Annotated in this window: 17 protein-coding genes; 3 read left to right on the forward strand and 14 right to left on the reverse strand. The window is 70.9% G+C overall.

The features are described from left to right. Positions 1-112 precede the first annotated feature (112 nt). Both OXR63_RS18280 and OXR63_RS00830 read left to right on the forward strand, forming a co-directional pair. The gene (locus tag OXR63_RS18280; RefSeq protein ID WP_267419382.1) at positions 113-931 is read left to right on the forward strand and encodes a peptidylprolyl isomerase; all 819 of its coding nucleotides are present in this window, start codon (positions 113-115) and stop codon (positions 929-931) included. Between the two features lie 112 nt (positions 932-1,043). Further along, entirely contained in the window at positions 1,044-2,276 is a 1,233-nt protein-coding gene (locus OXR63_RS00830) for a DUF349 domain-containing protein (RefSeq protein WP_267419383.1), read from the forward strand. 75 nt (positions 2,277-2,351) lie between these two features. On the opposite strand, the gene OXR63_RS00835 is transcribed toward OXR63_RS00830, so the two are convergent. The 5 genes from OXR63_RS00835 to OXR63_RS00855 all read right to left on the reverse strand — a co-directional run bounded on the left by OXR63_RS00835 (position 2,352) and on the right by OXR63_RS00855 (position 5,645). Continuing rightward, the gene (locus tag OXR63_RS00835) at positions 2,352-3,314 is read right to left on the reverse strand and encodes a bifunctional riboflavin kinase/FAD synthetase (protein ID WP_267419385.1); all 963 of its coding nucleotides are present in this window, start codon (positions 3,312-3,314) and stop codon (positions 2,352-2,354) included. A gap of 11 nt (positions 3,315-3,325) precedes the next feature. Continuing rightward, positions 3,326-3,775: a hypothetical protein gene (locus OXR63_RS00840; protein ID WP_267419387.1), complete on the reverse strand. Its 450-nt coding sequence runs from the start codon at positions 3,773-3,775 to the stop codon at positions 3,326-3,328. Positions 3,776-3,872: 97 nt separating this feature from the next. Next, on the reverse strand, positions 3,873-4,238 hold the full coding sequence (locus tag OXR63_RS00845) for a hypothetical protein (protein ID WP_267419388.1): 366 nt from the start codon (positions 4,236-4,238) through the stop codon (positions 3,873-3,875). Further along, positions 4,235-5,176, reverse strand: coding sequence for a tRNA pseudouridine(55) synthase TruB (truB, locus tag OXR63_RS00850; RefSeq protein WP_267419390.1), 942 nt, complete (start codon positions 5,174-5,176; stop codon positions 4,235-4,237). Before truB ends, OXR63_RS00845 begins: the two co-directional genes overlap by 4 nt. Before the next feature lie 22 nt (positions 5,177-5,198). Further along, positions 5,199-5,645 carry a hypothetical protein gene (locus tag OXR63_RS00855; RefSeq protein ID WP_267419392.1) on the reverse strand — a complete coding sequence of 149 codons (447 nt, stop codon included), beginning with the start codon at positions 5,643-5,645 and terminating at the stop codon, positions 5,199-5,201. A 106-nt stretch (positions 5,646-5,751) separates the two neighbouring features. Here OXR63_RS00855 and OXR63_RS00860 point away from each other — a divergent pair, with 106 nt between their 5' ends. After that, positions 5,752-6,606, forward strand: a complete 855-nt coding sequence (locus tag OXR63_RS00860) for an A/G-specific adenine glycosylase (RefSeq protein WP_276584980.1) — start codon at positions 5,752-5,754, stop codon at positions 6,604-6,606. A gap of 37 nt (positions 6,607-6,643) precedes the next feature. Here the strand turns inward: OXR63_RS00860 and rbfA are convergent, their stop codons facing one another. The 9 genes from rbfA to OXR63_RS00905 all read right to left on the reverse strand — a co-directional run bounded on the left by rbfA (position 6,644) and on the right by OXR63_RS00905 (position 18,336). Beyond that, positions 6,644-7,105 carry a 30S ribosome-binding factor RbfA gene (gene rbfA / locus OXR63_RS00865; protein ID WP_267419394.1) on the reverse strand — a complete coding sequence of 154 codons (462 nt, stop codon included), beginning with the start codon at positions 7,103-7,105 and terminating at the stop codon, positions 6,644-6,646. A gap of 112 nt (positions 7,106-7,217) precedes the next feature. Beyond that, the gene (infB, locus tag OXR63_RS00870) at positions 7,218-10,049 is read right to left on the reverse strand and encodes a translation initiation factor IF-2 (RefSeq protein ID WP_267419396.1); all 2,832 of its coding nucleotides are present in this window, start codon (positions 10,047-10,049) and stop codon (positions 7,218-7,220) included. A gap of 74 nt (positions 10,050-10,123) precedes the next feature. Then, positions 10,124-10,462: a YlxR family protein gene (locus tag OXR63_RS00875; protein ID WP_083393124.1), complete on the reverse strand. Its 339-nt coding sequence runs from the start codon at positions 10,460-10,462 to the stop codon at positions 10,124-10,126. Between the two features lie 99 nt (positions 10,463-10,561). Then, entirely contained in the window at positions 10,562-11,554 is a 993-nt protein-coding gene (gene nusA / locus OXR63_RS00880; RefSeq protein WP_194625511.1) for a transcription termination factor NusA, read from the reverse strand. 312 nt (positions 11,555-11,866) lie between these two features. Then, entirely contained in the window at positions 11,867-13,618 is a 1,752-nt protein-coding gene (locus OXR63_RS00885) for a proline--tRNA ligase (protein ID WP_267419398.1), read from the reverse strand. A 59-nt stretch (positions 13,619-13,677) separates the two neighbouring features. Then, complete coding sequence (gene ispG, locus OXR63_RS00890; protein WP_267419433.1) at positions 13,678-14,808, reverse strand: flavodoxin-dependent (E)-4-hydroxy-3-methylbut-2-enyl-diphosphate synthase; 1,131 nt, start codon at positions 14,806-14,808, stop codon at positions 13,678-13,680. Positions 14,809-14,839: 31 nt separating this feature from the next. Further along, a complete protein-coding gene (locus OXR63_RS00895; RefSeq protein WP_308202136.1) occupies positions 14,840-15,478 on the reverse strand; it encodes a cysteine hydrolase family protein in 639 nt (212 codons plus the stop codon). After that, positions 15,475-16,968, reverse strand: a complete 1,494-nt coding sequence (locus tag OXR63_RS00900; RefSeq protein ID WP_267419400.1) for a purine-cytosine permease family protein — start codon at positions 16,966-16,968, stop codon at positions 15,475-15,477. Before OXR63_RS00900 ends, OXR63_RS00895 begins: the two co-directional genes overlap by 4 nt. A gap of 39 nt (positions 16,969-17,007) precedes the next feature. Beyond that, a complete protein-coding gene (locus OXR63_RS00905; RefSeq protein WP_267419401.1) occupies positions 17,008-18,336 on the reverse strand; it encodes a M50 family metallopeptidase in 1,329 nt (442 codons plus the stop codon). Positions 18,337-18,389: the final 53 nt, after the last annotated feature.

Below are 18,389 nucleotides of genomic sequence, written 5' to 3' on the forward strand. Positions count from 1 at the left end.
CGAGCGATCCGATGCCATGCCGCAATCGTAGGCGCGTCCGCCGACACCGGGACCCACCTGGACGGGTCCGATACGCTCGTCGCACACTGCGACGAGAGGGCAGACCAGCACCGTGGCACCGAAGAACCAGGCGCGCGAGACCCGCGAGGCACGCGAGCGGCTCCGACTCTACGAAGCACGGCAGGGCCTGCACGACCGGCAGCGACGCCGTCGTCGACGGGACGACGTCGTCGGGGCCGTCGCCCTGCTGGCGGTCGCCGCCCTCGCCACCGGTTCGCAGCTCCTCTACGCGGGGACACACACCAGCCAGGACCCGACCCCGTCGGCGTCCGCCAGTGCGAGCGCCACCCCGACACCGTCGGCGAGTGCCACCGCGGCGAACACCGGCGACGTCCCGAGCAGGTCCATCGCGAAGGGCCGGACCTGGACCGGTTCGCTGACCCTCAACAAGGACGTCCACCTGGGGATCGAACTCGACGGCGGGCGCGCACCCCAGGCCGCGAGCGTCGAGATCGACCTGATCCGCAAGCAGTTCTACGACGGCACCACGTGCCACCGACTCGCGGCCAGCGCCGACTTCCGCTTCCTGCAGTGCGGTTCGGCGAACGGCGACGGCACCGGTGACGCCGGCTTCCAGTACGGACCGGTCGAGAACACGCCGAAGGACGACCGCTACGCGAAGGGCACCATCGCGATCGCCCGGAGCGCCTCGACCCACTCCCAGTCCACGCAGTTCTTCATCGTCTACGGCGACACGACGCTCGACGGCTCCACCGGCGGGTACACGGTCGTCGGCAAGGTGACCAGCGGCCTGTCGGACCTGGAGTCGGAGATCACGTCGAAGGGCGTGCAGGACGCCGGCAGCGACGGCACCGGCACGCCCGAGGTGGCCACCACGATCACCGGCGCCACCATCGCCGAGCAGCGGTAGTCCACAGCCCGACGCATCCGCGGGCCGCGGGGGCCGCCGGTGCAATAGGGTGGCTTCCTGACCGTGCCGACGGCGACGTCGGTGATGCACGACCACGATCGAGGCGAGACCTGTGGGATCTGACGAAGCAACGACCTGGGGGCGGGTCGACGAGGCCGGCACCGTGTACGTCCGGTACCAGGACACCGAGCGTGTCGTGGGTGAGTACCCCGACGCGACCGCCGAGGAAGCGCTCGCCTACTTCGCGCGCAAGTACGCCGACCTCGAAGGCCAGGTGAAGATCGCCGAGCAGCGCGTGCAGCGCGGGGCCTCGGCGAACGACGTCGCACGCACCGTCGAGCACCTGACCGCCCTGGTCACCGAAGCCCGCGTCGTCGGCGACCTCAAGTCCCTCGAGGACCGGGTCGCCGTGCTCGCCGAGCAGCTCGGTTCGCTCACCAAGGAGCAGGCCGAGCAGAACCAGGCGGCCCTGGCAGAGGCACTGGCCTTCCGCGCCGGCCTGGTCGAGGAAGCCGAGGCACTCGCAGCGGTCGACCCGGCGCGCGCGCAGTGGAAGCAGATCACCGCGCAGCTCGACGACGTGTTCGCGCGCTGGCAGCAGCACCAGCACGACGGCCCCCGGATCCCGAAGAACGAGGCCAACGAGCTGTGGAAGCGCTTCCGGGCAGCCCGCTCGACGGTCGACCAGCACCGCCGTGCCTTCTACTCGGAGCTCGACGCCCAGCACCGCGACGCCCGGACCCGCAAGCAGGAGCTCGTCCAGCAGGCCGAGGCGCTCGCGTCGCGGGGCTCGGACGCGATCCCGGCCTACCGCCAGCTGCTCGACGACTGGAAGCAGGCCGGCCGCGCCGGCAAGCGCCACGACGACGCACTCTGGGCACGCTTCAAGGCCGCCGGTGACGTCCTGTTCGAGCAGCGCCACGCCGAGAGCAGCGCGGAGAACGAGGAGTACTCCGCCAACCTCGAGGCCAAGCTCGCGATCCTCACCGAGGCCGAGCCCCTCCTCCAGCAGCGCGACCGCGTCGCCGCCCGCAAGACCCTCACGGACATCCAGCGCCGCTGGGACGAGATCGGCCGGGTCCCCCGCGCCGACGTCCGCCGTGTCGAGGACCGCATCCGCGCGATCGAGGACCACGTCCGTGGGCTCGAGGACTCGCACTGGCGTGAGTCGAACCCGGAGCGCAAGGCCAGGACGACCGGCCTCGCGAGCCAGCTCGAGGACGCCATCGGCAAGCTCGAGGGCGAACTCGAGTCGGCGAAGGCCTCGGGGGACGCCCGGAAGATCAAGGACGCCCAGGAGGCCCTCGACGCCCGCAAGATCTGGTTGGACGCCCTCGGCAGCTGAGCGCCGACCGTCACACGACGAGACCCCCACGAGCGAACGGCTCGTGGGGGTCTCGTCGTGTTCGGGGACCGCGGCTCAGACCGACGCGGACATCCCGAGGAGCAGGCGGATGTCGAGGTCGTCCTGGCGCATCTGGGCGGCGAGTTCGTCCATCGAGCCGAACTTCACCATGCCCCGCACGAACGACACGAAGAGCACCGAGATGGTCTCGTCGTACAGGTCGATGTCGACGTCGAGCAGGTGGGCCTCGATCTGCTTCGCCGGCACGCCCTCGAACGTCGGGTTGTTGCCGACCGACACCGCGGCGGGGTAGGTCGTGCCGTCGTACAGCACCCGTGCGGCGTAGACACCGTCATCAGGCACGAAGCCCTCGCACGCGGGGTCGAGGTTCGCCGTCGGGTACCCCATGGCCCGCCCGCGCTGGTTGCCCCGCACGACCGTGCTGCGGACGGCGTGGTCGCGGCCGAGCAGCCGAGCGGCCTCGGCGACACGCCCCTGACCGAGGAGCTCCCGGATCCACGTGGACGAGACCCGGCGTTCCCCGTCCGGGCGGACGTCGTCCACCAGGTCGACGTCGTCGATGAGCTCGACGGCGAACCCGTGCTCGGCACCGAGGGTCCGGAGCAGGGCGACGTCACCGGCACCCTTCGCGCCGAAGCGGAAGTCGCTGCCGACGAAGAGGAGCTTGGCGTTCAGGGTGTCGACGAGGATCTTCGACACGAAGGCCTCCGGCGACCAGGACTGCAGCTCGTCGTCGAACCGGAGCAGGAGGGTGGCGTCGACACCGACGGCCTCGAGCAGTTCACGGCGCTGCGCGATGCTGGTCAGCGCCGGGGGCACGCTGACGGGGTCGATGACACTGAGCGGGTGTCGGTCGAACGTGACCACCGTCGAGACCAGCCCGTGTTCGGCAGCGGCTCGCTCGAGGTGGGCGATCACGGCGCGGTGTCCGACGTGGACCCCGTCGAACTTGCCGATCGTGACGGCGCTCGGGCCGAACCCCTGCGCGACGTCGGCGACGTCCTCGTAGAACTGCATCGCTCCCCCGTTCACTCGCCGGCCGCCACGACCGGCTGGTCGGCGGCGTCGACCGCCGTGCCCGCCGTGCGGTGGTGCTTCCGGAGCCACCAGAGCCCGGCGATCGGCAGCACGAGCGGCGCGAAGGCGTACCCGAGGCCGTAGTAGGACCAGATGGTGTCGTCGGGGAACAGCTGGCGGTCGAGCAACGACAGGGTGCCGATGACGAGCACCCCGGTCATCTCGAAGACGATCGTGACGCATGCGACCCGGTACCAGGCGCGACCGGGCACGATCAGGGCGATCATCGCGACGATGTACACGACCGCCGCGATCGCGCTCAGCGTGTAGGCGAAGGGCGCGAACGAGAACTTTTCGGCGATCTGGACGACGCTGCGGCCCGTCGCCGCGAGGGCGAGGATGCCGTAGACGGCGATGAGGACGCGCCCGACACCGGTCGCGAGGGAGGACTTGGTCGCCATTGGACCGATTCTACCGACGTGCGGACCGTCCCCAGTACGGCATCGGCCACGGTGCGCGTCAGGGCACCGTGCACGGGGCACGTCGGAGCCGTGCGGGTCAGTTCAGGGCGAACCAGATCTGGTACATCCGGTACACCATCACCGCGACCGTGAAGGCTCCGGCACCGAGGACGACCGTGCTCCAGCGCGTGCGGTCGACGAGCGCCCAGACGATGGCAGCCGGCGGGACGAGCAGCACCGACACCGCGTACACCCAGAACTCGAGCACGTTGCCCTGCGGCGGGTTGCCCACGGCGGGACCAACCAGTGCCACGACGAGCTGCGCCACGAGCACCAGCTCGACGAGGGCGAGCGACCCGACCGTGGCGTCGTTCGGCTTCCACCCGACGAACCCGACCACGACGGCGAACAGCCCCACGACGACGGCGAGCACGACCTGCACCCACGTGAACCACTCGATCATGCGTTCGCTCCGGTCGGGGTCGGGAAGTTCGTGATGACGCGGAGCAGGCCACGACGGACCGAGACGAGCCCGATGAGGCGGTCGTCCCGGGCGGACACCGCGGCGACGGGACCGTCGGTGTCGGGGTGGTCGGCGCCGACCCGCTTGCCGTCGGAGAGGTCCTTCGCGGCGATCGCGTCGAGCGCGACGACCGGGAAGAGCTCGCGGGCGATCGTCGACGGGCGGGCGAGGGCCGCGCGCACGTCGACGGAGTCGTCCTCGAGGTCGATGGCGTCGTCGACCGAGAAGGGGCCGACGAGGGTCCGCCGCAGCGCCGTGAGGTGGGCTCCGGTCCCGAGGGTCGCGCCGATGTCCCGCGCGAGCGCCCGGACGTAGGTGCCGGAGGAGCAGGAGACGACCACGTCGAGGTCCACGACGTGGGTCTCGGCGCCGAGGCACGTGACGACGTCGTCGCCCCGTCCCGTGACGTCGAAGCGGGAGATGGTGACCGACCGGGCCTTCAGCTCGACGCTCTCGCCCTTCCGCGCCAGGTCGTACGCCCGGCGACCGTCCACCTTGATCGCGCTGACGGTGGACGGCACCTGCGAGATCGGGCCGCGCTGCAGGGCGACGGCGGCCTCGATCGCGGCGTCGGACACGTCGGCGTCGGCCACTCCGGCAGCGACGGTCGGGGTGCCGTCAGCGTCGTCGGAGTCGGTGGACACGCCGAGGCGGATCGTCGCCGTGTAGGTCTTGTCGAGACCGACCAGGTGGGTGAGCAGCCGGGTCGACGGGCCGGCACCGAGCAGCAGGAGACCGGTCGCCATCGGGTCGAGCGTGCCGGCGTGCCCGATCTTCTTCAGGTCGAGACGTCGCCGGGCGATCGACACCACACGGTGACTCGAGATCCCCTGTGGCTTGTCGACGAGGAGGATGCCGTCTGCAGCGGTTTCGAGCACCCGAGGAGAGTAGCAGCGCCCGTCAGCAGGCGTCGTTCCACTCCCGCCGGGGGTGCTCGGGGTCGGTGACGTCGAGCACCGCGGACGCGGCGATCTTGACGTCGGCACGGCGCTCGAGCCGGCCGGACTCCTGCTCGACCCACATCGACCAGCGCCAGAGCGTGCGGGCGCCCTGACCGAGCACCCCGTGCCCGTGCACGACGAGGACGCCGTCACCGGCTCCGGTCGTGCGGAACGGCGTGACGAGGTCGCTGCGCAGCACGTCGACGTCGGACGAGGGAGCCGCTGCGGCCATCGCGGAGATGCCGTGCTGCTCGAACCCCGCGACGAGTGCGGCGGCCACGTGCTCGAGGTCGGTGCCGTCCTGGCCGTCGATGCCGACGACGGTGCGGTTCGTCCCGACCTGTGCGATCACCTCCGCAGCGATCGCGGCCATCGTGTCGGTCTCTTCGGGTGCCCAGCGTGCCATGCACCCACCGTAGGCTGTCGTGGTGAACGCGAGCGGAGCCTCCCGACCGGTTGTGGACAGCGGTGACCGTCCACAGGACGGCCCCGGACCCGACATCGCCACCCCGCTGATCGCCTGGTTCCGCGCCGAGGCGCGCGACCTGCCGTGGCGTCGGCCCGGCTTCCCGGCGTGGGGCACGCTCGTCAGCGAGATCATGCTGCAGCAGACACAGGTCGCGCGCGTGGTCCCCCGACTGGAGGCGTGGCTCACCCGGTGGCCGACCCCTCGCGACCTCGCGGAGTCGCCCCCGGCAGACGCGGTGCGTGCCTGGGACCGGCTCGGCTACCCGCGCCGGGCGCTCGCGCTGCACGCGGCGGCGACGGTGATCGCCGAGCGGCACGACAACGTCGTCCCCCGGGACGTCGACGCCCTGCTGGCCCTGCCCGGGATCGGCGACTACACGGCCAGGGCCGTGGCGGTCTTCGCCTACGGCGACCGGCACCCCGTGGTGGACGTCAACGTGCGGCGGGTGCTCGCACGGGCGTTGCTCGGCGAGGGGCAGCCCGGGCCGGCGAACGCCAAGAAGGACCTGCCGCTGATGGCGTCGGTCCTGCCGGACGACCGGGACGACGCCGCCGCGACCAACGCCGCGGTGATGGAGCTCGGGGCGCTCGTGTGCGTGTCCCGCTCCCCCGCGTGCGACGCCTGCCCGATCGCGGACCGGTGTGCCTGGCGCGCGGCCGGCTACCCGGAGCACGACGGTCCGCGCGCACCGCGGCAGGCGAAGTTCGCCGGCAGCGACCGCCAGGTGCGCGGTCTCGTCATGGCCGAGCTCCGGGCGAGTGACGTGCCGGTCATGCCCGAGGAGATCGCCATGGTCTGGCCGGACGCCGAGCAGCGTGACCGGGCGCTCGCGTCGCTGCTGCGCGACGGACTCGCCGAGGGCGACGACGCGATCGGGTACCGGCTCCCGCAGTCCTGACGCGGACGGCGCGGCACGTCGGGCCGCGCGCCTCGGGTCAGGCGAGCGTCGGGTCCTCGTCGGACTCGCTGTCGTCGTCCTCGTCGTCGTGCTTGTACGGGTCCGCGTCGCCGGCGTACGCGGCGCCCTCGGCTGCTGCGCGGACCTGCTCGTCGCGCATCTGGGCCTGCACGAGCAGGTCCTCGAGGTGCGCCGAGGTGTCGGGCAGGGCGTCGGCGATGAACTCGAGCGACGGGGTGAGCCGTGCGGTGATGTTCTTGCCGACCTCGGAGCGGAGCAGCCCGGTGGCGGCCTTGAGCGCCGCGGCGGAGTCGGCGCGTTCCTCGTCGGTGCCGTACACCGTGTAGAAGATCGAGGCGTGCTGCAGGTCGCCGGTCACCCGGACGTCAGTGATCGTCACGAAGCCGAGCCGCGGGTCCCGCAGCCCCTTGTCGATGCGGCGTGCGACCACCTCCTTGATGCGGTCGGCCATCTTGCGTGCGCGCTGCGGGTCAGCCATGGGGTGCCTCCTGAGGCAGAGGCGGGACGGAGCGTCCCGCTGGTGGTTCCTGGTCGAACGGGGTGAGCCCCGGCCTCCCCTGAGGGAGGCCGGGGCTCGGGTGGTCACACGATCAGTCGCGCGGCTTCTCGACGAGCTCGGTGGTCTCGATCTCGTCGCCGGGCTGGATGTCGTTGAACTTGCCGAGACCGATACCGGCCTCGTAGTCCGTACGGACCTCGGTGACGTCGTCCTTGAAGCGACGGAGCGACTCGATCGCAAGTCCGTCGGCCAGGACCACGCCGTCACGGATGACGCGCGCCTTGGCGTTGCGCGTGATCGTGCCGGAGCGGACGATGACACCCGCGATGTTGCCGAACTTCGAGGACCGGAAGACCTCGCGGATCTCGGCGACACCGGACTGCACCTCTTCGTACTCGGGCTTGAGCATGCCCTTGAGGGACTGCTCGATGTCCTCGAGTGCGTTGTAGATGACCGAGTAGAACCGGACGTCGATGCCCTCACGCGCGGCACGCTCACGGGCCTTGACGTCCGGACGGACGTTGAAGCCGATGACGATGGCGTTGTCGATCGTGGCGAGGTCGATGTCCGACTCGGTGATCGCACCCACACCGCGGTGCAGGATGCGCAGCTGGACGCTGTCGTCCACCTCGATGTCGAGGAGCGACTGCTCGAGTGCCTCGACGGCACCGGAGACGTCACCCTTGATGATGAGGTTGAGCGAGTCGACCTTGCCCTCTTCGAGTGCACGGGTGAAGTCCTCGAGCGAGATGCGCTTGCGGGCCTTGGCCAGCTGGGCGTTGCGCTCGGCCGCTTCACGCTTCTCAGCGATCTGACGGGCCGTACGGTCTTCCTCCGTGACCAGGAAGGTGTCACCGGCGCGGGGCACCGAGGACAGACCCTGGACCTGCACCGGACGACTCGGCGTGGCAGCCGTGACCGGGTTGCCGTCCTCGTCGGTCATCGCACGGACGCGGCCGTAGGCCGTGCCCGCCACGATGGCGTCACCGACGTGGAGCGTGCCGGACTGGATGAGCACGGTCGCGACGGCGCCGCGGCCCTTGTCCAGGCGCGCTTCGATCGCGACACCGCGGGCGTCCTTGTCGGGGTTCGCACGCAGGTCGAGTCCGGCGTCAGCGGTGAGCAGCACGGCGTCCAGGAGGTCCTGGATGCCGATGTTCTGCCGTGCGGACACGTCGACGAACATGACGTCTCCGCCGTACTCCTCGGCCACCAGGTTGTACTCGGTGAGCTGCTGGCGGACCTTCGCCGGGTTGGCGCCGTCCTTGTCGATCTTGTTGACCGCGACGACGATCGGCACGTTCGCCGACTGCGCGTGGTTCAGGGCCTCGATCGTCTGCGGCATGATGCCGTCGTCCGCCGCGACCACCAGGATCGCGATGTCCGTCACCTGCGCACCACGGGCACGCATTGCGGTGAAGGCCTCGTGACCAGGGGTGTCGATGAACGTGATCGGACGGTCGATGCCCTCGTGCTGCGCGACGATCTGGTAGGCACCGATGTGCTGCGTGATGCCGCCGGCTTCGCCCTCGACCACCTTGGAGTTGCGGATGGCGTCGAGCAGTCGGGTCTTGCCGTGGTCGACGTGACCCATGACGGTGACGACCGGGGGACGCTGCTGCAGGACGGAGTCGTCCTCGTCGGCGTACTCGGCGTCGATGTCGATGTCGAAGCCCTCGAGGAGCTCGCGGTCCTCGTCCTCGGGCGAGACGACCTGGATGCGGTAGCCGAGCTCCTCGCCGAGGACCTCGAAGGTGGCCTCGTCCAGGGACTCGGTCGCGGTCGCCATCTCACCGAGGTGGAACAGCACCGTCACCAGGTTGCCGGGGCTCGCGTCGATCTTGTCCGCGAAGTCCGAGATGCTCGCACCACGACGGAGACGGATGACCGTGTTGCCGTCGCCGCGAGGGACCTGCACGCCGCCGAGCGACGGCGCCTGCCGCATCTCGTACTCGGCGCGCTTCGTCCGCTTCGACTTGCGGGCACGGCTCTTGCCGCCACCGCGACCGAACGCACCAGCGGTACCGCCACCGGGGCCACGACCACGGCCGCCGCCACCGGCGGGACGCGGGCCGCTGAACGCCGGACGCGGGAAACCGCCACCGGCGCCACCGGCACCCGGACGTGCGCCACCGGGGCCGCCACGACCGCCGCCACCCTGGCCCGGGCGCTGCCCGAAGCCGTTGGGACGGTTGGCCTGACCGGGACCACCCGGACGCGGAGCACCCGGACGGGGTGCACCCGGACGCGGGGGCTGCGGGCGGGGGATGCCCGACCCACCAGCGGCACCGGGAGCACCGGCGGGACGCTGTCCCATGCCCTGGTTCGATGCGAAGGGGTTGTTCCCGGGGCGCGGCGGGCGCGAGCCCATGCCCTGGTTCGACGCGTAGGGGTTGTTCCCGGGACGGGCACCCGGCTTCGGGCCACCCGGCTTGGGGCCGGCTGCGGACGGCTTGGCGCTGCCCGGCTTGACGGCGTCGTTCTTGGGGGCGTCATCGGTGGACGACGTCTCACCCGTCGACTCGGCGGCCTTCTCGGCTTCCTTGGCCTTGCGGGCAGCCTCGGCCTCGGCCTGGCGCTGCGCGACCGACTTCGGTGCCGGCGTGACGGGCACGTCGGAGTCCTCGGGCTGCTGCACGGGGGCTTCGGGCTCGGGGGCCGGCGCGGGACGCTTCGGGCCGGGCTTCGGGCCACCGGGCTTGGGCGCAGCCGACGTCGCCGCGGGGGCGGGGGCTGCGGCGGGCTTCAAGGACGCTGCTGCGCTCTCGGCCTGCAGGGCAGCACGGAGCTTCCGTGCCACGGGGGGTTCCACGCTCGAGCTCGGTCCCTTGACGAATTCGCCAAGCTCCTTGAGCTTCTCGAGTGCGGTCTTGCTGTCGACGCCGAGTTCGCTTGCGATCTCGTGTACGCGTGGTTTCGCCACTGTTCTCCTTCACGGGTCCCACCCCGTCAAGGGGCAGGACTCACTGGATGATGGGTCTCATTTCGAGCCGCTCATCAGTTGTCCATAAGCCGTTCAGCCTGTTCTGTCGTGTCCGTGCGCTCGTCCGCGTCGATCTGCCGCTCGTGGATTGGTTCCACTTCGGGCAGACGCCGCAGGTACTCGAGCACCGCAGACGTGTCCGGTTCACGTCCCAGCCGCAGCGCCCGGCGGAAAGCCCGGCGCTTGACGGCCAGTTCGTACGCTTCGACGGTCGGTGTGAGCCACGCCCCCCGGCCCGGCATGACTGCCTTCGGATCCGCCACCACGAGGTCTTCGCCCAGGGCGACGACTCGGAGGAGGGAGGATCGGGGTGCGCGACGGCGACTGCCGATGCACGTTCTGACGGCGACCACTCTACTCCCTGCCTCCGACGACCGCGATCCGGCGCGCCCGGAGGGGCCTCGCCACGAGCGAAACGCCCGTCCTGGTGCGGTTCGTCTGGATGTCGATCCTCAGTCCTCGTCGAGGATCGAGTCCGGCTGGATGTCGATCCGCGCACCGGTCAGCTTGGCGGCGAGGCGGGCGTTCTGCCCTTCCTTGCCGATCGCGAGCGAGAGCTGGTAGTCCGGCACGAGGGCGCGGACGGCCTTCGTCGAGGCGTCGAGCACGAACGCGCTCGTCACCTTCGCCGGCGACAGGGCGCTGGCCACGAAGGTCGCCAGGTCCGAGGACCAGTCCACGATGTCGATCTTCTCGGCACCGAGCTCCGTCGTCACGGCACGCACACGGGCACCGAGTTCACCGATGCACGCGCCCTTGGCGTTCACGCCGGGCTCGTTCGCCTTGACGGCGAGCTTCGTGCGGTGGCCGGCCTCGCGGGCGAGCGAGGTGATCTCCACCACGCCGGAAGCGATCTCCGGGACCTCGAGCGCGAACAGCTTGCGCACGAGACCCGGGTGGGTGCGCGAGACGATGATCTGCGGGCCCTTGTGGCCACGACCGACGCTCGTCACGTACACGCGGATGCGGGAGCCGTGCGTGTAGGACTCCCCCGGGACCTGCTCCTCGGGCGGCAGGATCGCCTCGACGGTGCCGAGGTCGACGTGCACCATCTTCGGGTTCGGGCCCTGCTGGACCACGCCCGCGACGATGTCGCCCTCTTTCCCGCGGAACTGGCCGAGGATCTTGTCGTCGCCGATGTCGCGCAGGCGCTGGTTGATGACCTGCTTCGCCGCGAACGCCGCGATGCGTCCGAAGTCACTCGGCTGGTCGACGGCTTCGCCGATGACGGTGCCCTCGTCGTCGCGCTCCGGCACGAAGACGCTGACCTCACCGGACTTGCGGTCGAGCTCGACGCGGGACTGCGCGTCGGCCGGCTCGCCGTTCTCGTCGGTGTGCTTGTGGTAGGCCGTGAGGATGGCCGACTCGATGATCTGGACGAGTTCTTCGAACGGGATCTCCCGTTCACGCTCCATGAGTCGCAGGACTGCGAGATCGATCTTCACCGAGGGCCTCCGTATTCAGATGAGTCGCTCCGGCGCACTGGAACCGCGCAGAAGTCGGCGTCCAGACTACCGCACTGCGGGTCGCCCACCTGCGCCGTGGACCGTGGGCCCGCGCCGCCGGTTCCGGGCCGACGCGCCAGCGGCGGCCCGGCCGTGCCGGTGGGGAGGCGCGGTGCCATCCGGCACCGCGCCTCCCGTCCGGTGTCGGACGAGACGGTCCCGACAGCGCGAGACGGTCCTGGAACAGCGAGACGCCGCCGTTTCCGGCGGCGTCTCGCTGACGAGGCGGCGTCTCAGCGAGACGCCCCTGTCTCAGATCGCGCTGACGGCCTCGCGCAGCTGCGCGACGGGGACCTCGGTGCGGTCGCCGGTGACGCGGTTCCAGAGCTCGACGATGCCGTCGGCTGCGCCGCGGCCGGCGACGACGACGATCGGCATGCCGAGGAGCTCGGCGTCGCGGAGCTTGACCCCGGGCGACACCTTGGGACGGTCGTCGTACAGGACGTCGTAGCGGTCGCCCTCGAGCTCGGCGACGACCGACTCGGCGAGGTCGTAGGCGGTGGTGTCCCTGCCGGTCGCGACCACGTGCACGTCGAACGGTGCGACGTGCTTCGGCCAGGCGAGGCCCTTCTCGTCGTTGTGGGCCTCGGCGAGGATGGCGAGGATGCGCGTCACGCCGATGCCGTACGAGCCCATCGTGACGGTGGCGAGCTTGCCGTTCTCGTCCTGCACCTTGAGGCCGAGCGCCTCGGCGTACTTCCGACCGAGCTGGAAGACGTGCCCGATCTCCATGCCGCGGGCGATCTCGAGCGGGCCCGATCCGTCCGGTGCGGGGTCGCCGGCGCGGACGTCCGAGATCTCGACGACGCCGTCGGCCACGAAGTCGCGACCGGCGACGAGCCCGGCGACGTGGATGCCACGCTCGTTGGCTCCGGTGAGCCACGCGGCGCCGTCGACCACGCGCGGGTCGACCACGTAGCGGATGCCGGTCGCGCTGTCGGCGCCGAGCACCTGCGGGCCGATGTAGCCCTTCACCAGGCCGCGGTGCTTGCGGAAGTCGTCGTCCCCGGCGGCTTCGACCTCGGCCGGGGCGAAGGCCACCTCGGCGCGCTTGAGGTCCACGTCGCGGTCGCCGGGGAGCCCGACGACGACGAGCTCGCGGGTGCCGTCGAGCTGCGTGAGCGCGAGCACGACGTTCTTCAGGGTGTCGGCGGCGGTCCAGGGTGCGCCGTCGCGCGGGGCGACCTGGTTCGCATGGTCGACGAGCGTCTGGATCGTGGGGGTGTCCGCGGACGGGAGCAGCACGGGTTCCGGCTGGCCCTCGATCGGCAGGGCGTCGGGCACCGCGGTGACGTAGGCCTCGACGTTCGCCGCGTAACCGCCGGCGCTCCGCACGTAGGTGTCCTCACCGACGGCGATCGGGTGCAGGAACTCCTCGGACTTCGAGCCGCCCATCGCACCGGCGTCGGCCTTGACGATCGCGTACTCGAGACCGAGGCGGGTGAAGATGCGCTCGTAGGCGTCGCGCATCGTCTGGTAGCTGCGGTCGAGCCCCTCGTCGGTGACGTCGAACGAGTAGGCGTCCTTCATCGTGAACTCACGGCCGCGCAGGAGTCCGGCGCGCGGGCGGGCCTCGTCGCGGTACTTGTCCTGGATCTGGAAGAGCGTGACGGGGAGGTCCTTGTACGAGGAGTACAGGTCCTTCACGAGCAGGGCGAACAGCTCTTCGTGCGTGGGCGCGAGGAGGTAGTCGGCGTCCTTGCGGTCCTTGAGCCGGAAGATGCCGTCGCCGTACTCGGTCCACCGGTTCGTGGCTTCGTACGGCTCACGCGGGACGAGGGCCGGCAGCAGGACCTCCTGCGCACCGGCGCGCTCCATCTCCTGGCGGATGATGCCCTCGATGCGCGCACGGACCCGGAGGCCGAGCGGCAGCCAGGCGAAGATGCCGGGGGCCTGGCGACGGATGTACCCGGCGCGGACGAGGAGCTTCGCGCTCGTCACCTCGGCGTCGGAGGGGTCGTCGCGGAGCGTACGGAGGAAGAGATGCGAGAGCCGTGTGACCACGACGCAAGCCTAGCGGCGCGCAGCGGACCCGAACGCTCGGGCCCGCTGGCTGTGGATGACTAGGACGTGACGACGAGCGGCTTGCCCGTGCCCGCGGCCGGGCCCATCTCGTCGGCCAGGCGGTTGGCCTCGTCGATGAGGGTCTTCACGATCTCGTTCTCGGGGACGGTCTTGATGACCTGGCCCTTGACGAAGATCTGACCCTTGCCGTTGCCCGACGCGACGCCGAGGTCGGCCTCCCGTGCCTCACCGGGCCCGTTCACGACGCAGCCCATCACGGCGACGCGGAGCGGGACGGTCATGCCCTCGAGCCCCGAGGTCACGTCGTTCGCGAGCTGGTAGACGTCGACCTGCGCGCGGCCGCAGCTCGGGCAGGAGACGATCTCGAGCTTGCGTTCGCGGAGGTTGAGCGACTGCAGGATCTGCAGGCCGACCTTGACCTCGAGTGCAGGGGGCGCCGACAGGGAGACGCGGATGGTGTCGCCGATGCCCTCGCCGAGCAGGATGCCGAACGCCGTGGCGCTCTTGATCGTGCCCTGGAACTCCGGGCCGGCCTCGGTCACCCCGAGGTGCAGCGGCCAGTCGCCGCGCTCCGCGAGCAGCCGGTAGGCCTTGACCATGACGACCGGGTCGTTGTGCTTGACCGAGATCTTGAAGTCGTGGAAGTCGTGCTCCTCGAACAGGGAGGCTTCCCACACGGCGGACTCGACGAGCGCTTCCGGCGTGGCCTTGCCGTACTTCTGCATGATGCTCGGCTCGAGGGACCCGGCGTTGACGCCGATGCGCAGGCTGACGTCCGCCGCCTTGGCCGCCGCGGCGATCGCGCCGACCTGGTCGTCGAACTTGCGGATGTTGCCCGGGTTCACGCGGACCGCGGCGCAGCCGGCGTCGATCGCCTGGAAGACGTACTTCGGCTGGAAGTGGATGTCCGCGATGACGGGGATCTGCGACTTCTTCGCGATGATCGGCAGCACGTCGGCGTCGTCCTGCGTGGGGACGGCCACCCGGACGATGTCGCAGCCGGACGCGGTCAGCTCCGCGATCTGCTGGAGCGTCGCGTTGATGTTCGTGGTCGGCGTCGTGGTCATCGACTGCACGGACACGGGCGCGTCGCCGCCCACGAGCACCTTGCCGACCCGGATCTGGCGGGACTTGCGGCGAGGGGCGAGGGTTTCGGGGACCTTGGGCATACCGAGATTCACAGCGGGCACGACATGGACTCTACGCGCTCACACCGACACGGCTGCCCCCAACCCGGGGCGGGTCACCCGGGCAGTCGTCGAGGGTGTCGAGGGTGTCGACGACGGTGACGAGCGGCGCGTACAGCCGCATGGCGTCGAGTGCGCGCTCGTGGTCGGCGTCGCTCGCTCCTGCGCAGGCACCGGCCACGACCGTCACCCGGGCACCGGCGTCCGCCGCCGCCAGCGCCGTCGCGAGCACGCAGCAGTCGGTCGACACCCCGGTCAGCACCAGGTGCGGGTGGTCACCGACGACCGTCTGGAGGCTGGTCCCCCACTTGCCGAACGTCGGCTCGGTGACGACGGGGCCGTCCACCGCCCCGAACGGCTCGGTCAGCTCGTACAGGGGGTCGGCGTCGGGCACGAGGGCGAAGGGCCAGTCCCGGTAGTAGTCGACCCAGGCACCCTCCGGGTGCTCAGGGGCGACGAACCGCGTGCGGACGGTCCGACCGGCGAACCGCGGCAGGAGCCGTTCGATGGCGGTCGCAGCGCGCGCGTAGCCCGGCGCGGCCCAGGCGCTGTCGCCGGTGAAGACCCGCTGCATGTCGATCACGACGAGCCACGGTGCCGTGTCGGTCGTGGTCATCGGGTCGGTCGTCGTCATCGGGTCGGTCGTCGTCACCGCTGCAGCTCCGCGTCCGGGACGCTGCTGATCGGCTCGGTGACCGGCTGCGCCTCCTGCCGACGGACGGCGCCCCGCGCGGTGGCGAGCGTCCCGACGAAGCCGACGACGAGGGCGACGAGCACGCCGAGGTTCGCGTACGCCCACGCTCCGGTGCGCCCGCCGAGGCCGAACGGCTCGAGCAGGTACCCCTGCCAGTTCAACCAGGACGGCACGCCGTACGTGTTCGTGACGAGACCCCAGCCGAGCGCAGTGCCGACGAGCACCAGGGCGATCGCACCCCACCGCACGTCGCCGTAGCGGCCGCCGACGCTGTCGAGCTCACCCTCCGCGTAGGCCCGGCGTCGGAGCAGCACGTCGGCCACGAAGACCCCGCACCAGGCGGCGACGGGCACGCCGAGCGTGACGAGGAAGGCCTGGAACGGGGAGATGAAGTCCTTCGCGAAGAAGACGACGTAGATCGCGCCGGCGACCATGAGCACGCCGTCCACACCGGCTGCGGCCGGACGCGGGATGCGGACCCCGGCGCTCAGGAGCGCGAGGCCGGACGAGTAGATGTCGAGCACGGCGCCCCCGACGAGACCGAGCACGGCGACCAGGGCGAACGGGATGAGGAACCAGACCGGCAGCAGGGTCGTCAGCGCACCGATCGGGTCGGCGCCGATCGCGGCGCTGAGGTCCTTCGACGAACCGGCGAGCAGCACGCCGATGACGACGAGCACCGCGGGCGCGAGGGCTCCGCCGAACGTCGTCCACCACACCACGCCGCCGGTCGACGCCGACCGCGGCAGGTACCGGGAGTAGTCGGCGGCCGCGTTCACCCAGCCGAGTCCGAAGCCGGTCATGACGAGCACCAGCGCCCCGATCACGTTCTGCGTGCTGCCCGACGGCAGGTCCGCGAGGGCGCCGAGGTCGATCGAGGGGACGGCGAGCACGATGTACACGACCGTCAGCACGGCGGTGATGACCGTGATCCACGTCTGCAGCCGCATGATGACGTCGAACCCGGCGATGCCGGCGCCGATGACGAGCGCCGCGACGACGACGAGCGCGACGAGCTTCGTCAGCACGCCGTCGTCCCACCCGAGCTCACGGAACACCGTCGAGGTCGCCAGCACGGCGAGGGACGCGAGCGCCGTCTCCCACCCGACGGTGAGGATCCAGCTGAGGAAGGACGGCAGCCGGTTGCCGCGCACACCGAACGCGGCACGGCTGAGGACCATCGTCGGTGCGGACCCGCGCTTCCCCGCGATCGCGACGACGCCGCAGAGCAGGAACGAGAACGCCACCCCGACGACCGACACGATCGTGGCCTGGGCGGCGGAGATGCCGAACCCGAGCACGAACGAGCCGTAGCTCAGCCCGAGGACGGAGATGTTGGCCGCGAACCACGGCCAGAACAGCCCGCGGGGGCGCCCCTTCCGCTCGGACTCGGCGATGACGTCGATGCCCTGCCGCTCGACCGTGCGGACCTCGGGCGCTGTGCTCATGCGGAGAGCGTAGTGCTGCCCGAGGGCACCGGACAGCCGCTAGCCGAAGAGGTTGACCGGCCGGACGATGTCGGCGTAGATGAGCAGCGCGCTCATGCCGGCCAGCAGCACGACGACGACCATCGTCAGCGGCATCGTCTTCGCGAGGTCGATCGCGCCCGGGTCCGCCTTGCCGACGAGCGTGAACGTGCGGCGCTTGACGGCCTCCCACAGCGCGCCGGCGATGTGCCCGCCGTCGAGGGGCAGCAGCGGCACCATGTTGAGCACGAAGAGGCCGATGTTGAGCGAGGCCAGCAGGCCGAGGATCGTGTAGATCTTGTCGACCACGGGCACGCCGCTCATCGACGACACGGTCCCGATGGCACGACCGACGCCGACCACGGACACGGGGCTGTCGGCCGAACGGGCCTGGGAGCCGAAGGCCGCGTTCCACACCGCGACGAGACGCTGCGGCAGGTCGACGATGAGGTGCACCGAGGCGCCGATCTGCGCGCCCGTCGCCGGGAGCACCGCCGCGGGCGACTGCCGGACGAGGGTCTGCCCGATGCTGACCCCGACGACACCCACCTGCTGCGTCTTCGCGGTGCCGTCGGCCTCCTGGACGATCTTGCCCTGCGCGTCGTAGACGTCGCGCGTCGCGAGGGTCGGGGTGACCTCGACGGTCTTCCGCTCCCCGTCGCGCTGCACCACGACCGCGACCGGCGTGCCGGCGGACTTCTGGAAGGCGTCGGAGACCTGCGTGATCGTGGGGTCCTGCTCGCCGTCGACCGCCACGACGACGTCGCCGGACCGCAGCCCCGCCTGCTTGGCCGGGGAGACGTCGTCGTCCGGGGAGCAGCTGGTGCTCGCGGTGGTCGGCAGGACGCAGTCGACGCGGGAGGTGAAGGTGGTGGTCGGTGCGCCGAACCCGACGAGCAGCACGCCGAAGAGCAGGACACCGATCACCAGGTTCATCGCCGGACCGGCCACCATGACGATGATCCGCTTCCACGGGGTCAGGCGGTAGAACGCCCGGGAGTCGTCCCCGCCGGACTCGGCGATCTGCTCGGCGCTGGCCTGACGGGCGTCCTGGATGAACGCGCTGTACATGCCGGTGTTCGTGATCGCCCGGCCGGACGCTCGCGGCTTGAGCATGCCGACCATCGAGATGTAGCCGCCGAGCAGGATCGGCCGGATGCCGTACTCGGTCTCACCGCGGCGGAACGACCAGACGGCCTTGCCGAAGCCGAGCGAGTACTGCGTCACCTTCACCCCGAAGAGCTTGGCGAACGCGAGGTGACCGAGCTCGTGGAGCCCGATCGAGATCAGCAGGCCGACGATGAAGACGACGACGCCGAGGACGAACAGGAGCACGGTTCCGACGGTCACCGGAGCAGCGTACGGGACGGATTCGAAGAACCAGCCGAGCGCGCGCTGGGTGG

This window comes from Curtobacterium sp. GC_Cur_3 (genome assembly GCF_026544205.1).
Classification (GTDB): Bacteria; Actinomycetota; Actinomycetes; order Actinomycetales; family Microbacteriaceae; genus Curtobacterium.

What these genes read in the sequence shown, in the direction of transcription:
- OXR63_RS00855 (WP_267419392.1), bottom strand. Translation starts at nt 5,645, where the DNA reads ATGGCACGCTGGGCACCCGAAGAGACCGACACGATGGCCGCGATCGCT.
- rbfA (WP_267419394.1), bottom strand. Translation starts at nt 7,105, where the DNA reads ATGGCTGACCCGCAGCGCGCACGCAAGATGGCCGACCGCATCAAGGAG.
- OXR63_RS00845 (WP_267419388.1), bottom strand. Translation starts at nt 4,238, where the DNA reads ATGATCGAGTGGTTCACGTGGGTGCAGGTCGTGCTCGCCGTCGTCGTG.
- ispG (WP_267419433.1), bottom strand. Translation starts at nt 14,808, where the DNA reads ATGCCCAAGGTCCCCGAAACCCTCGCCCCTCGCCGCAAGTCCCGCCAG.
- OXR63_RS00840 (WP_267419387.1), bottom strand. Translation starts at nt 3,775, where the DNA reads ATGGCGACCAAGTCCTCCCTCGCGACCGGTGTCGGGCGCGTCCTCATC.
- OXR63_RS00835 (WP_267419385.1), bottom strand. Translation starts at nt 3,314, where the DNA reads ATGCAGTTCTACGAGGACGTCGCCGACGTCGCGCAGGGGTTCGGCCCG.
- OXR63_RS00900 (WP_267419400.1), bottom strand. Translation starts at nt 16,968, where the DNA reads ATGAGCACAGCGCCCGAGGTCCGCACGGTCGAGCGGCAGGGCATCGAC.